Source organism: Buttiauxella sp. S19-1 (genome assembly GCF_022134725.1).
Taxonomy (GTDB): Bacteria; Pseudomonadota; Gammaproteobacteria; order Enterobacterales; family Enterobacteriaceae; genus Buttiauxella; species Buttiauxella ferragutiae.
The window spans coordinates 23,963-38,679 of sequence record NZ_JAHWLU010000040.1; the positions used below are offsets into that span (position 1 = coordinate 23,963).

11 protein-coding genes are annotated in these 14,717 nt (G+C 50.6%); 5 read left to right on the forward strand and 6 right to left on the reverse strand.

Annotated elements, in window-relative coordinates; translation table 11 throughout:
• Window positions 1–100 precede the first annotated feature (100 nt).
• The 5 genes from MES37_RS11180 to MES37_RS11200 all read right to left on the reverse strand — a co-directional run bounded on the left by MES37_RS11180 (window position 101) and on the right by MES37_RS11200 (window position 7,388).
• A complete protein-coding gene (locus MES37_RS11180; RefSeq protein ID WP_064543466.1) occupies window positions 101–334 on the reverse strand; it encodes a YgdI/YgdR family lipoprotein in 234 nt (77 codons plus the stop codon).
• 142 nt (window positions 335–476) lie between these two features.
• The gene (carB, locus tag MES37_RS11185; protein ID WP_064543464.1) at window positions 477–3,701 is read right to left on the reverse strand and encodes a carbamoyl-phosphate synthase large subunit; all 3,225 of its coding nucleotides are present in this window, start codon (window positions 3,699–3,701) and stop codon (window positions 477–479) included.
• 18 nt (window positions 3,702–3,719) lie between these two features.
• Complete coding sequence (gene carA, locus MES37_RS11190) at window positions 3,720–4,880, reverse strand: glutamine-hydrolyzing carbamoyl-phosphate synthase small subunit (protein ID WP_064543461.1); 1,161 nt, start codon at window positions 4,878–4,880, stop codon at window positions 3,720–3,722.
• 468 nt (window positions 4,881–5,348) lie between these two features.
• Complete coding sequence (gene dapB, locus MES37_RS11195) at window positions 5,349–6,170, reverse strand: 4-hydroxy-tetrahydrodipicolinate reductase (protein ID WP_121814891.1); 822 nt, start codon at window positions 6,168–6,170, stop codon at window positions 5,349–5,351.
• A 150-nt stretch (window positions 6,171–6,320) separates the two neighbouring features.
• A complete protein-coding gene (locus MES37_RS11200; RefSeq protein ID WP_064543457.1) occupies window positions 6,321–7,388 on the reverse strand; it encodes a LacI family DNA-binding transcriptional regulator in 1,068 nt (355 codons plus the stop codon).
• A gap of 235 nt (window positions 7,389–7,623) precedes the next feature.
• On the opposite strand from MES37_RS11200, the gene MES37_RS11205 reads away from it, so the two are divergent.
• The 5 genes from MES37_RS11205 to MES37_RS11225 are packed head-to-tail and all read left to right on the forward strand — an operon-like array spanning window position 7,624 to window position 13,573.
• Window positions 7,624–8,799, forward strand: a complete 1,176-nt coding sequence (locus MES37_RS11205; RefSeq protein ID WP_232886387.1) for a Gfo/Idh/MocA family protein — start codon at window positions 7,624–7,626, stop codon at window positions 8,797–8,799.
• A 2-nt stretch (window positions 8,800–8,801) separates the two neighbouring features.
• Window positions 8,802–9,872, forward strand: a complete 1,071-nt coding sequence (locus MES37_RS11210; RefSeq protein WP_121814890.1) for a Gfo/Idh/MocA family protein — start codon at window positions 8,802–8,804, stop codon at window positions 9,870–9,872.
• Complete coding sequence (locus MES37_RS11215; RefSeq protein ID WP_064543566.1) at window positions 9,872–10,894, forward strand: Gfo/Idh/MocA family protein; 1,023 nt, start codon at window positions 9,872–9,874, stop codon at window positions 10,892–10,894. Before MES37_RS11210 ends, MES37_RS11215 begins: the two co-directional genes overlap by 1 nt.
• Before the next feature lie 39 nt (window positions 10,895–10,933).
• Complete coding sequence (locus MES37_RS11220; RefSeq protein ID WP_237931443.1) at window positions 10,934–12,475, forward strand: MFS transporter; 1,542 nt, start codon at window positions 10,934–10,936, stop codon at window positions 12,473–12,475.
• 12 nt (window positions 12,476–12,487) lie between these two features.
• Complete coding sequence (locus MES37_RS11225) at window positions 12,488–13,573, forward strand: cellulase family glycosylhydrolase (RefSeq protein WP_237931444.1); 1,086 nt, start codon at window positions 12,488–12,490, stop codon at window positions 13,571–13,573.
• A gap of 78 nt (window positions 13,574–13,651) precedes the next feature.
• Here MES37_RS11225 and MES37_RS11230 read toward each other — a convergent pair whose 3' ends face one another.
• Complete coding sequence (locus MES37_RS11230) at window positions 13,652–14,683, reverse strand: LacI family DNA-binding transcriptional regulator (RefSeq protein WP_237931445.1); 1,032 nt, start codon at window positions 14,681–14,683, stop codon at window positions 13,652–13,654.
• Window positions 14,684–14,717: the final 34 nt, after the last annotated feature.

A 14,717-nucleotide genomic window follows, 5' to 3' on the forward strand; every position in this document is an offset into this window, starting at 1 on the left:
AGCCTGTTGTTTTACTGCTCTCTTTTAACGAAAGAGTGTAGTCAGTAATTCAACAGGCTAATAGTCAATATTCTTGACGGGTTAAGTGGATAAGTCTGAATTAGTTATCCAGTTCGCCCATTGATTTAACCTGGTCACGGTTAATCTGTTCTGTTTTTCCGGTTTCCGCATTTTTGTATGACACCAGCCCGGTATCATCATCCACTTGCGGCTTGCCATCGGTGACAATAGTTTTCCCGTCAGCAGTTTTCACCGATTGGTTGGAAGAACAACCCGCAACAGACATCAGCGCAATAGCGGCAAGAATTGGAGTGATGATTGATTTATTGAGCATTATTTTCTCCCTGCGTTCAATTTTCATTAGCAGGGTAATTATAGTCAGCGGCATGCGCTTCGCTTTCAGAACCAGAACACTCTTAAACGACAAACGGCCCCTGCAATGAGGAGCCGTTTATTTTTTATATCAGTTAAAGAAATTAGCCTTTAATCTGCGCGTGCATTTCCTGAACTGAAATCACTTTCTCTGTCGCGTCAGAGTTCAACGCCATCGCCGTAGCAAAGCCGCCGTTCAGCGTGGTGTCGTAATGCACTTTATATTGCAGTGCGCTGCGGCGGATGAGTTTGGAATCCTCAATCGCCTGGCGGCCTGCGGTGGTGTTGATGATGTAGGTGTATTCGCCATTCTTGATACGGTCCTGAATGTGCGGACGGCCTTCATGCACCTTGTTCACCAGACGCGGGTTAATGCCAGCTTCGCCTAACACCACAGCGGTGCCATGAGTTGCATCCAGTTCAAAGCCCTGTTTCAGCAGTTTTGCTGCCAGGTCAACCACACGCTTTTTGTCGCCTTCGCGAACAGAAAGTAGCGCGCGGCCTGGTTTACGCATCGTAGACTGGCTGCCCAGCATCGCTTTGGCGAACGCTTCTGCGAAGGTACGACCCACGCCCATGACTTCACCGGTGGAGCGCATTTCTGGCCCTAACAGTGGGTCAACGCCCGGGAATTTGTTGAACGGCAGTACCACTTCTTTCACCGAGTAGTAAGGCGGGATGATTTCTTTGGTCATGCCCTGTTGCACCAGAGTTTGCCCAACCATCACACGCGCCGCCACTTTCGCCAGTGCCATGCCGGTCGCTTTAGAGACAAACGGTACGGTACGCGCAGCACGCGGGTTCACTTCAATCAGGTAGACTTCGTTATCTTTCACCGCAAACTGCACGTTCATCAAACCGCGAACTTGCAGCTCGAAAGCCAGTTTCTGCACCTGTTGGCGCATCACGTCCTGGATTTCCTGGCTCAGCGTGTAAGCTGGCAGAGAACATGCGGAGTCACCGGAGTGAACACCAGCTTGTTCGATGTGCTCCATAATACCGCCAATCAGTACGGTTTCACCGTCGCAGATGGCATCAACATCCACTTCTACCGCATCGTCAAGGAAGCGGTCGAGCAGCACTGGCGCGTCGTTTGAAACGCTAACCGCAGTCTGGAAGTAACGACGTAAATCCACTTCGTCATAGACGATTTCCATCGCGCGGCCACCCAGAACGTAGGATGGACGCACAACCAGCGGGTAACCAATATGGGCCGCTTTCTCGACCGCCATTTCGATAGCGGTGACGGTGGCGTTGGCAGGCTGTTTCAGCTTCAGGCGGTCAACAGCGTGCTGGAAACGCTCACGGTCTTCTGCACGATCGATGGCATCCGGGCTGGTGCCGATAATCGGTACGCCAGCGGCTTCCAGTTCACGAGCCAGTTTCAGCGGAGTCTGGCCACCGTACTGCACGATGACGCCTTTTGGTTTCTCAACGCGCACGATTTCCAGCACGTCTTCCAGAGTTACTGGTTCGAAGTACAGGCGGTCGGACGTGTCGTAGTCGGTTGAAACGGTTTCTGGGTTGCAGTTAACCATGATGGTTTCGTAACCATCTTCACGCAGCGCAAGGGATGCGTGGACGCAGCAGTAGTCAAACTCGATACCCTGGCCGATACGGTTCGGGCCACCACCCAACACCATGATTTTGTCACGGTCGTTGTTCGGGTTAGCTTCACACTCGTCTTCATAAGTAGAGTACATGTACGCCGTGTCGGTAGAGAACTCTGCCGCACAGGTATCAACACGCTTATAAACCGGGTGTAAGTTGTATTGCTCACGCAGTTTGCGGATTTCTGATTCGCGAACGCCAGCCAGTTTCGCCAGGCGCGCATCGGCAAAGCCTTTGCGTTTCAGGAAGCGCAGGAAGTCATGAGTCAGACCGGTAATGCCGATCTCTTCTACTTTTTCTTCCAGGCGAACCAGCTCTTCAATCTGTACCAGGAACCAGCGGTCAATGTTGGTCAGGTTGAACACGCCATCAACGGACAGGCCCGCACGGAAGGCATCAGCAACGTACCAGATACGCTCAGCGCCAGCGTCTTTCAGCTCGCGGCGGATTTTGGTCAGCGCTTCCGGGTCATCCAGATTCACTTTCGGGTCAAAACCGGTCGCGCCCACTTCCAGGCCGCGCAGGGCTTTTTGCAGTGATTCCTGTTGGGTGCGGCCAATCGCCATCACTTCACCCACAGATTTCATCTGCGTGGTCAGGCGGTCGTTAGCGCCGACGAATTTCTCGAAGTTAAAGCGAGGAATTTTAGTCACAACGTAGTCGATAGACGGTTCGAACGAGGCTGGCGTTTTACCACCGGTGATATCGTTCATCAGCTCATCGAGGGTGTAACCCACCGCCAGTTTCGCCGCTACTTTGGCAATCGGGAATCCGGTTGCTTTAGAAGCCAGTGCAGATGAGCGCGATACACGCGGGTTCATCTCGATAACAATCAGACGGCCAGTTTTCGGGTTAACCGAGAACTGCACGTTAGAACCGCCAGTTTCCACGCCGATTTCACGCAGCACCGCCATCGAGGCGTTACGCATGATTTGGTACTCTTTGTCGGTCAGCGTTTGCGCTGGCGCAACGGTGATGGAGTCACCGGTGTGAATACCCATCGGGTCAAGGTTTTCGATAGAGCAGACGATAATGCAGTTGTCGTTTTTATCACGCACAACTTCCATCTCGTACTCTTTCCAGCCAATCAGCGATTCATCAATCAGCAGCTCTTTGGTTGGCGAAAGATCCAGGCCACGCTCGCAAATTTCTTCGAATTCTTCACGGTTGTATGCAATACCGCCGCCGGTGCCGCCCATGGTGAATGAAGGGCGGATGATGCACGGATAACCGACGTCCGCCGCAACCGCCAACGCTTCTTCCATATTGTGAGCAATGCCAGAGCGCGCAGTATCAAGGCCGATTTTTTTCATCGCCACGTCGAAACGGCGGCGGTCTTCAGCTTTATCAATGGCGTCTGCGGTTGCACCAATCATGGTGACACCGAATTCTGCCAGCACGCCTTCACGCTCCAGCTCCAGCGCACAGTTCAGTGCAGTCTGGCCGCCCATGGTTGGCAGAACCGCGTCTGGGCGCTCTTTCTCAATGATTTTGCGAACCACTTCCCAGTGAATCGGCTCGATGTAAGTTGCATCGGCCATTTCCGGGTCGGTCATAATCGTTGCCGGGTTGGAGTTCACCAGAATGACGCGGTAACCCTCTTCACGCAGCGCTTTACACGCCTGGGCACCGGAGTAGTCGAACTCACACGCCTGGCCGATAACAATCGGGCCTGCGCCGAGGATCAGGATGCTTTTTATATCTGTACGTTTTGGCATTTTCTTAGCTCCTGATACTTACTTGCTATTAAGAGTGGCGGTAGAACGGTAGTGCTTAATCAATTCGATAAAGTGGTCAAACAGCGGCGCCGCATCGTGCGGGCCAGGGCTTGCTTCTGGGTGCCCCTGGAAGCTGAATGCTGCTTTATCTGTACGATGAATGCCTTGCAGCGTGCCATCGAACAGTGACTTATGAGTCACGCGCAGGTTCGCCGGAAGTGTTGATTCCTCTACGGCGAAACCATGGTTCTGAGCAGTAATCATCACGCAATCGCGATCCAAATCTTTAACCGGGTGGTTGCCACCGTGGTGACCAAACTTCATCTTCACGGTTTTCGCGCCGCTCGCCAGAGCCAGCAACTGGTGGCCCAGGCAGATACCGAATACCGGCACGTCTGTTTCCAGGAAGGATTTAATGGCGCTGATGGCGTAGTCGCACGGCGCCGGGTCACCAGGGCCGTTAGATAAGAAGATGCCGTCTGGATTCATCTTCAACACATCTTCAGCTGATGTTTGCGCCGGAACCACCGTCAGGCGGCAGCCGCGGTCAACCAACATACGCAGAATGTTGCGTTTCACGCCGTAATCGTAGGCGACGACATGGAACGGTAAATCTTCTTCTTTAGCTGCTTCAGGCAACTCACCTTCAAGTGTCCAGCTCCCCTGCTGCCAGGCGTAAGCTTCCTTCGTGGTGACTTCTTTCGCGAGATCCATACCGTTGAGGCCTGGGAAAGCTTTTGCTTTTTCCAGCGCCAGTGCAGCATCAAGGTTATCACCGGCAATAATGCAGCCGTTCTGTGCACCTTTCTCACGCAGAATACGTGTCAGCTTACGGGTATCGATATCGGCGATGGCCACAATGTTATGGCGCTTGAGATAAGAAGAAAGGTCTTCGGTATTGCGATAGTTGCTGGCAATCAGTGGTAGGTCACGGATGACGAGGCCTTGCGCATGTACCTGGGAGGATTCTTCATCAGCAGCATTGGTGCCGACATTTCCGATATGAGGATAAGTAAGAGTGACAATCTGGCGGGAGTAGGAAGGATCAGTGAGGATTTCTTGATAACCGGTCAAAGAGGTGTTGAAAACGACTTCCCCAATGGCCGAACCCGATGCCCCAATGGCCCGACCGTGGAATTGGGTTCCGTCTTCCAGAACCAATATTGCTGACTTAATCAAAACGCCCTCCAGGGAATAAACAGTCAATTTATTTGCATATTAATTCAAAATGAATTCAGGAATCAATGCAAAACAGCCTGTCATTTGGATTTTTGACAAACGGCGGCATTCTAGTGAGAGGCCGGGTAAAAGTCTACCATAAGCGCAACTTTTTATGTGTTTTTTACCAATCTAATGGATAAAAGAGGAATTGACCGATGAAATCAACAACTAACTTATAGTGCGTAATCGGTTGCGGACCAGGATGAGCAGGAAAGCTGGGCATGGCGGCATGAAAAGTGGACCAAATGGTCAAAATTAGACATAGAACAACGATTATTAGCAAGAAAAGTAAAACTTATGATGCTTACGATTAAAAAAACACTAAAAACACGAATAAAACACAACAAATAAAAAGGGCAATAAAACATTGCCCTATCAATCAAACAGTTATGATTGCAATAACCACATCACGATGGGTAATAACGATTACAAACTATTGAGATCAAGCACATCTCGCATATCGTAAAGTCCACTTTTCATCGAACTCAGCCACAATGCAGATTTGACTGCACCGTTTGCAAAAGTCATGCGACTTGATGCTTTATGGCTGATCTCAATACGCTCGCCGATGTCCGCAAACATCGCCGTATGTTCACCAATAATGTCGCCCGCACGCACCGTCGCAAAACCAATAGTGCCTGGAACGCGCTCGCCGGTGTACCCTTCACGGGAGTAAACCGCGCAATCTTTCAAATCTTTGTCCATCGCGTGAGCAATGGCTTCGCCCATTGCCAATGCGGTGCCTGATGGCGCATCCACTTTATGGCGATGGTGCGCTTCGATGATCTCAATGTCGGTATAATCCCCCATCACTTTGGCGGCTTTCTCCAGAAGCTTAAGCATCACGTTCACACCCACGCTGAAGTTGGCCGCAAAGACAATCGGCACTTCTGCTGAAGCATCAGTAATCGCCTGCTTGCCCGCATCATCAAAACCGGTGGTGCCGATAACCATGCCTTTAGCGTGCTGGCGGCAAAAAGCCAGATGATGAAGCGTGCCCTCGGGACGAGTAAAATCGATAAAGACATCGAAATCATTCACTACCGCATCCAGGCTATCGCTGACGATAACTCCCGTTTTGGCGACGCCAGCTAATTCACCCGCGTCGCTGCCCACTAAGGATGAACCCGTGCGTTCAAGCGCTGCACCCAGTTTTACGCCATCCATCTGTAATGCTGCCTGAATCAGTTGTCGCCCCATGCGACCACCCGCACCCGCGATTGCAACGCGGACTTGTGACTCATCCATATCGACTCTCTTTTCTTTATTCAATAACCAATGAAACTGTTCTCAGATTAACGAGGCCTTGGGAGGCTCGCCACATGAAAACACCGATAATAAGAAATTTATGACAAAACGGCGGAATTATCAGTAAAACCCATTAATGCCTTAAAAGAATTATGGAATTGAATGAGTTTGATACAGTTCCCGACGCCGCCAGTTCACATCTGCCACCGAATCCCCCGGCTGAATGGAACCCTGAAGCAATAAATTAAAGCGCGGGCTGACTTCACGCATTAAACGACTTTGCAGAACATAAACCGCTTCGCTGCCCAATTCACGGCAAGGCTGGCAGGCCGCGGATAAACCGAGCTGTTTAATTTCATCCATTTCATGGGAATAGGCGCAACTCATCAGAGAAATATCCTCAGGCACTTGCAGATGCTGGTTTTTTAGCTCACTCAATACGGCCCGCGCAATGGCTGCGCTGCCGCAAAAAATAGCCGAAGGGAGTTCGGCTTTAGTGCGCGACTGGAGGTATTTTTTGAAATTGGCGCGGGCTTCGGTTTCACCATAACCTTTGGTTACCAGCAAATGCTCGGATTCATCAAACACCAGGTGGTGGTCGAGGCAGGCTCTTTTAAAGCCGTCAAGACGCTGGATCATGGTTTCACGGCGCAAATCGGTAAATAGCAGAACGGGACGATGCCCCTTCTCTAATAAATAGTTTGCCGCGCTATAGCCAATGGAATAATGGTCTGGTGAGACACAATCAAGACGCATTTTCTTATCTCTGGCATTTATCGTCACAATAGGCTTATTGCTTTCCGCGGCTATGCGATACAGTGATTCATCATCAATACCAATAATTATTACGCCATCAACATCCGACTGACTAATCGACCTCATGAATAATGAAGTATCAGCTTCATTAATATCAAGAGAACACTTTTTAACATGCGTATCATAATGTGAGACAGCGGAAACAACCCCCTGAATCACTTCGTAATAATAATGATCACCATGAGGAGTAAACGCTTCCGCAGGGGCACATATTAATAATGAGTTAATAAGTAAACGGCTGGCGGGAATATCCCGTAAAATATCCATATGACGAGCATGGTAAAATACCTTTTCTTTGGCCTGCGGGCTGACATTACTTTTACCAGCCAGCACCCGTGACACAGTGCTCGGTGACAGCCCTGTCAGCACAGCTATCTCTTTAATTTTCAACTTCCCCGTCATTTTGTGATCGATACCTCATTAGAGAAATTACATTATTTTCACCATCAACTCTTTATAATCCAGAGCATTTCACTTTCTGCTTGCCCGTAATATTTTCGTCGTGCAATTCCTGTCATAAATAGCTGTTGTGTGCAAAAAAAACCATAACTATGCTCTCAAAAAATGATTCTTGTTGAAAATAAACAGTAACTTTTATTGTCTGTATCAAACGCTACCCTTGATAAGAGAGAGCATAATGCAAAGAATCGCAATTATCGGAACCGGTAATATTTCCCACAATCACATCCAAAGTTATCTTGAATTTCCTGATCGTTGCCAGATTGTCGCGCTGGTAGATATCTACCCAGAAAAAGCTGAAGAAAAGAAAAAACATTACGGATTAACAGCCGCAAAAGTTTACAACAACCACCAGGATATTCTTAATGATCCCACCATTGATGTGTTCGATATCTGTACCCCGCCTTATGTTCACGCCGCTATTTCTATTGATGCGCTGAATGCGGGAAAACACGTCCTGTGTGAAAAACCGATGGCTGCTTCACTTCAGGAATGCGACGCGATGATCAACGCCGCCGTGGCGAGCGGTAAAACGCTGTCTATCATTGCCCAAAACCGTTTTACCGATGCCTTCTGGCGTTTGAAAAAAGTGCTCGAAAGTGACCAAATCGGCAAAGTTTGCCACGCGCAGGTGGATTCATTCTGGTGGCGTGGCCACTCCTATTACGACCTGTGGTGGCGCGGCACATGGGAAAAAGAAGGCGGTGGTTGCACGCTCAACCATGCGGTACACCATATTGATGCCATTCAGTGGATGCTGGGCTTCCCGACTGAAGTGGTTGCAGTCACCACCAACGTCTCCCATGACAACGCCGAAGTGGAAGACCTCAGTGCGGCAATTTTCAAATATGGCAATGGTGCACTCACGCAACTGACCTCCTCCGTGGTGCATCACGGCGAAGATCAGAAGATTGTGATTCAGGGTGAAAAAGCACGTATTTCCGCACCATGGGATAAATTCGCCAGCATCGCCGCCGCCAACGGTTTCCCGCTTGAAGAGCGTAATGCCCCGCTGGAAAACCAGCTTGAAGATAGCTACCAGTCGGTGCCGCGCCTGGCCTGGACACTGCACACCGGGCAAATCGATAACTTCCTGCACGCGCTACACACTGGCACCGCCCCGTTAGTTGATGGGCCGCAAGGCAAGCGTTCGCTGGAACTCATCACCGCAATCTATAAATCCGCCATCACCCGCAGCTTTGTCTCATTGCCGATCGCGGCCAGTGACCCGTATTACCTGACTGGCGGCCTGGTCAACCAGGCTCCCCACTTCTTTGAAAAATCGTCCTCGGTGGAAAATTTTGCCGAACAAGGCGCCATCCCGCTGGGCAAAAATATGGATCAAGGAGCATAAGCATGAGTCTCAACGACGGTATGAATTACGCGCCAACAGGCAAACCGCAGCCAGTCGTGCAACCGGGTGATTTCGTTTTTGCCGCCGCCGCACTTGATCACGGCCATATCTACGGCATGTCCAACGGCCTGATTGAAGCGGGTGCCACGCTTAAATGGGTTTACGACCCTGACCCGCAGAAAGTGGAACAGTTTGTTAAGCAATATCCGCAGGTCAACGTTGCACCATCACTTGAAGTGATTCTTGGCGATGACAGTGTGAACCTGGTTGCCGGAGCAGCGATACCAGAGGAGCGTTGTGCACTTGGCCTGAAGGTGATGGATGCCGGAAAGGACTATTTCACCGATAAAGCGCCGCTGACAACCCTTGCACAACTTGCCGCAGCCAAAGAAAAAGTGGCGGAAACCGGATGCAAATATGCAGTGTATTACAGCGAACGTTTGCACGTTGAAAGCGCAGTTTTTGCCGGGCAACTGGTGCGCGAGGGTGCCATTGGCCGGGTTATTCAAACCCTGGGAACCGGGCCGCATCGCGAAGGGCAGGGCCGCCCGGACTGGTTCTACGTTAAGAAGCGTTTCGGCGGCATTCTCTGCGATATTGGCAGCCATCAAATCGAACAGTTCCTGTTTTATACCGGCAACCACGACGCGCAAGTTGTGGCAGCACAAACCAGTAATTTTACCCATCCTCAATACCCAGAATTTGAAGATTTCGGCGACGCCATGCTCAAGGGCGAAAACGGAGCCAGCGGCTATTTTCGCTGCGACTGGTTTACGCCAGAAGGTCTAAGTTCCTGGGGCGACGGGCGTCTTACCCTGCTCGGGACTGACGGCTATATCGAAATCCGCAAATACGTCGACATCACCCGCCAGCAACAAGACGTGGTGTATCTGGTAAATCAAGAGGGTGAATTCCGCTATCCGGTGGCCGGAAAAGTCGGTTTCCCGTTCTTCGGCGAGCTGATTCTGGATTGTTTGAATCGCACCGAAAATGCGATGACACAGGAACATGCGTTCAAAGCGGCTGAATTGTGTGTCCGCGCCCAAATGCTGGCCAATGGAGTGGAAGAATGATGAAAGCGATTCAAGCTGCGGTTGTCGGGTGTGGCGCAATCCATACCTTGCATGTGGAGGCCATTCAGTCCAACCCAGCCTGCCAATTACGGGCCATTGTCGAAACCGACCCCGTAAAAGGCCAGGCACTCGCCGAACGCTACGGTTGCCGCTATTACGCAGATTACTGTGAGATGCTGCTCGATAACGAGATTGATGTGGTGCATATCTGCACCCCGCACGCCGCGCATAAAGAGATGATTACCAAAGCGCTCATCGCCGGAAAACATGTGTTCACCGAAAAACCGGTGGCGCTCAATCCCGCCGAAGTCAAAGACATCAAAAATACGCTGGCGATTACGACCTCACAGCTTGGCGTTTGCTACCAAAATCGCCTGAACCCCAGCAGCCAGAAGATTAAAGCGTTACTAGAAGAGAACCACTACGGAAAAATTCTGAGTATTAAAGCAGTGTTGACCTGGAGCCGTTCGCTCGATTATTACGCGCAAAGTCCTTGGCGCGGGAGTTGGGCCAGCGAAGGCGGTAGCCTGCTGATCAACCAGGCGATTCATACGCTGGATTTAATGCAGTGGTTTGCCGGGGGTGTGGACGCAATAAAAGGTGTGGTGGAAAGCAGTTTTCTGAGCCACGCCACACAAGCTGAAGACACGGCAATGGCCAATATGGAACTGGCCAACGGGGCGCGTGGGATTTTTTATGCTACCAACTGCCATACCACCGACTCGCCGCTGCTTTTAGAGATCCACTGCGAAAACGGTTTACTGCAACTTCATCACAATAATTTGTGGTGCATTTCAGGTGAAGGTAAAGAACTGCTGGCCAGTGATGAATCCCCCAATGCCGCGCAAAAATGTTATTGGGGCAGTAGCCACCAGTTAGCAATTAATAATTTTTATCACTCATTGTCAGAAACAAACGTCCGTAATTACGTCGATATTCACCAGGCAGAAATATCGCTACGGATGGTAGAGGCTATTTATCAATCTTCGATAACCAGGAACTGGATAGAGATTTCAGAATAAACACACTTTCCTTTTGCCCTACAAAAATGGAATAACAATATGAAACCTACTGAACGCAGAGTTGGCTACGGAACAGCCATAGGATATGGTGTTACCGATTTATTTGGCGGCGGAGCTTTTGCCATTATTGGCACATGGTTATTATTTTTCTACACCACCTATTGTGGATTATCAGTACTGGAAGCCGGTTCGATATTTGCTATTGCCCGTGTTATTGACGCCGTATTAAGCCCGATTATGGGTTATATCACCGATAACTTCGCCAATACCTGGCTGGGTAAACGTTTCGGTCGCCGTCGCTTCTTTTTACTGCTCAGCGCCCCACTGATGTTCTTATACGCCCTGCTGTGGGTAACAGATATGGGCTATTGGTATTATCTCGGTACCTATCTTTCCATTGAACTGCTGTCAGCAATGGTGCTGGTGCCGTGGGAAACATTGGCCGCAGAAATGACTAACCGCTATGCCGAACGCGCCCGTTTATCGGGTGTGCGAATGATCTGCTCACAACTCGGTGGTTTTCTGGCAGTTTCAGTGCCGGGCGTGATTATGCAGTTCACCGGCAAAGATAACCCGATGACTTATACCTACACCGGCCTGTTGTTCTCGGCTATTTTCTGCATCGCCGTCTTCACTACCTGGATGTGCACCTGGGAAGCGAAAGATGTGCGCGAAGAGTTTGAACCCGAAGCGGAAGGCGCAAATAGCGGCAATCTCTGGCATCATTTAAAAAGCCTGGTTTTAGACCTTCTCTCCTCATTTAAAATTAAAATGTTCCGCCAGCACATTATTATCTACATCGCCTCATTTACGGCGATGGATGTCTTTGGTTCAGTATTTACTTATTACGTGGTTTACGGTTTACATCAGGATACGGCTGCGGTTTCAGGTTATTTAAGCGTTGCCGCATTTGTTTCTGTTCCGGGAACATTTGTCTTTATGATGCTGCTCAGCAAATTTGACTTCTCACCGTCCGCTGCTCTGCGTTTATCTTATTGCTGTATTTTCTCGGTATTAGCCTTCTTATTTTATGCCTATATCACCAACCTGAATGTCTCGTTCATGGTGTTCTCAGCAGTATTTGTGGTATTGGGTATTTCGCGTGCGGGTCTTTATTTTATCCCATGGAACATTTACAGCTTTATTCCCGATATTGATGAAATTGTCACCAAAAAACGCCGCGAGGGAATATTTGCCGGTGTCATGGTATTAACCCGCAAAAGTACCGTGGCGATAGCCATCATGTTGATTGGTGTGGTGTTGGAAGAGAACGGTTTTGTTAAAGGCCAGGGCGAGCAACCTATTCAAGCCTTGCACGCCATTGTTGGGCTAATGATCTTTGCCACCGCAGCCTTACTGGCTATCAGCTTCTATATGACGTTCAAATTCAAGTTAACGCGTGAATCCCACAAGACGCTAATCAAAGAAGTAGCGCGCCTGAAACTGGGTGGCAATCTGGAAGATTGCGACATGGAAACCCGCAAAGTCATCAAAGATCTTACCGGTTATGAATATGACAAAGTCTGGGGCAATACGCCGGGGCGTAAAACCACCGCAACTTTAACCCCAGATGCACCGTAAAGGAGCCGACACATGCGTACCCAATGGAGCAAACAACAAGCCGCAGAATGGCACAAAAATCAGGGCTGGATCTGCGGCTTTAACTACCTGCCCCGCAGTGCCGTGAACTGGACAGAACTGTGGCAACGCGAAACTTTTGACGCCGAAACCATCGACCAGGAACTGGGTTGGGCGCAGGAGATTGGCTATAACCAACTGCGCATCAATCTGCCGTTTATTGTCTGGCAGAACGACCGCGACGGGCTGCTGGAGCGTATCGAACAGTTTCTGGCGATAGCCGATAGCCACAGCATAAAAGTGATGCTGACATTAATGGATGACTGTGCGTTTTCCGGGGACGAACCATTTTTAGGGCCACAAAAAGCACCGGTTCCCGGCAAACATAACAGCCAGGCGGCAGCCAGCCCTGGGCGAGAAATTGTCTGCAATCGCGAGATGTGGCCGCAGCTTGAGCGCTACGTGCGAGACATTGTGCGCCATTTCAGAAGCGATTCGCGTATTGCTATCTGGGATTTGTACAACGAACCAGGCAACCGTGGCACGTTTACCAGCGGGCTTGAGGAAATACAGTTCGATGAAAAACTGGAACATTTTGCGCTGGAGCTGCTGCATAAAGTTTTCGCCTGGGCGCGTGACGAAGATCCTGCGCAACCGCTGACTGTTGGCGCATGGCATATTTCGCAGGATCCCGATCAACCGCTAACGGAGTATTTCGCGCATCCAATCGACGTTGCCGCCGCCAGGCTTTCGGACGTGGTGAGTTTCCACGCATATCTTGCAACGCCGAAAATGCTGCAAGTATTGCGCTTCTGGCATACGTTCGAGCGCCCGCTGTTATGCACTGAATGGCTGGCGCGCCACGTCGGTTGCGTTATGGAGGAGCAACTGCCGCTGTTTGCCGCCCTGAACGTCGGTTGTTACCAGTGGGGGCTGGTACGCGGCAAAACGCAAACCACCCTCCCCTGGCCGTCAGTACGCAAAAGCGGCGTGGATTATGCGCAATTATGGTTCCACGATGTGCTCGACGAATACGGCATTCCCTTCCGCCAGCGCGAAATGGAATTGGTGCGCCGTTTAACTCATTCATACCCTAAATAATTCGAGTTGCAGGAAGGCGACCAGGCCGTAAGTTCCCAGGAGCATAGCTAACTATGTGACTGGGACGCGCGGGTGCAGTCAACGCACCTGCGGCTTGAAGTATGACGGGTAACCACATGACTCCCGCACCACCAGCGTGGGCGGGAGAATAATCCGTTTTGGCGGCTCGTCGTTGCCCTGAATGCGGCTAAACAACAACTCTCCGGCTTTGCGGCCAATCTCTTTGGCTGCCACCGAAACAGTGGTCAATGCAGGCTGCACTAACGACGCTTCGGTAATATCGTCAAACCCCACCAGCGCGAAATCCACACCGGTCTGACGCCCCATTTTGCGCAGCGTCTGCATCACGCCCAATGCCACAATATCCTGATAACACACCGCTGCCGTAATTTCTGGGTAACGGCGGAACAACTCCTCGGCCACCCGCGCCCCATCACTTTGGCTGGCAAGCGATGAAACCACCCATTCGCTTTTCGGCTGTATTCGATGCTCCAGCAATTTGCTGCTGTAACCGCCGATACGCTGCGCCCGGCTGATAGAGTTTTCACTGCCGCCGATAAACGCAATATTGCGATGCCCCATGCGCAGCAAATGTTGTGTTGCCAGTTGGGTGCCAAGGAAGTTGTCGGTGCCGACAAAATCGAATTCCACGTCATCCATCGGGCGCACCACCATAATCGCCGGAATATTGCGCCGCTTCAGGGTTTCAAAAAACAGCGGAGGCGTTTCCCGCGCCGCACACAACACCATGCCGCAGGCGTTATTGCGCATCAGAGAATCAACGAACTTTTGCTGACGCTCGCCAGATTCCTCACTGTTTGCCAGAAACAGCAGCAAGTCATGGCGTTCCATTTCCTGGCTAAGTCCCGCCGTCATTTCACCGTAAAAAGGGTTGGTGATGTCGTGCAATAACAGCCCCACCTGGTTGCTGGTGCGGTTGCGTAAATTCGCTGCTGTCTGGTTGTACACGTAGCCCAAATCATCCAGAGCTTTGAGCACGCGCTGGCGAGTAGCGTCAGAAATGCGGCCACGATTGCGCAGCACCATCGAAACGGTTGCGGTGGAAACTTCCGCTTGTTTTGCCACCTGGGCAAGGGTAACGGTACTCATCGGCACTCCTCGGAATTACGTAATTCCCAATAGA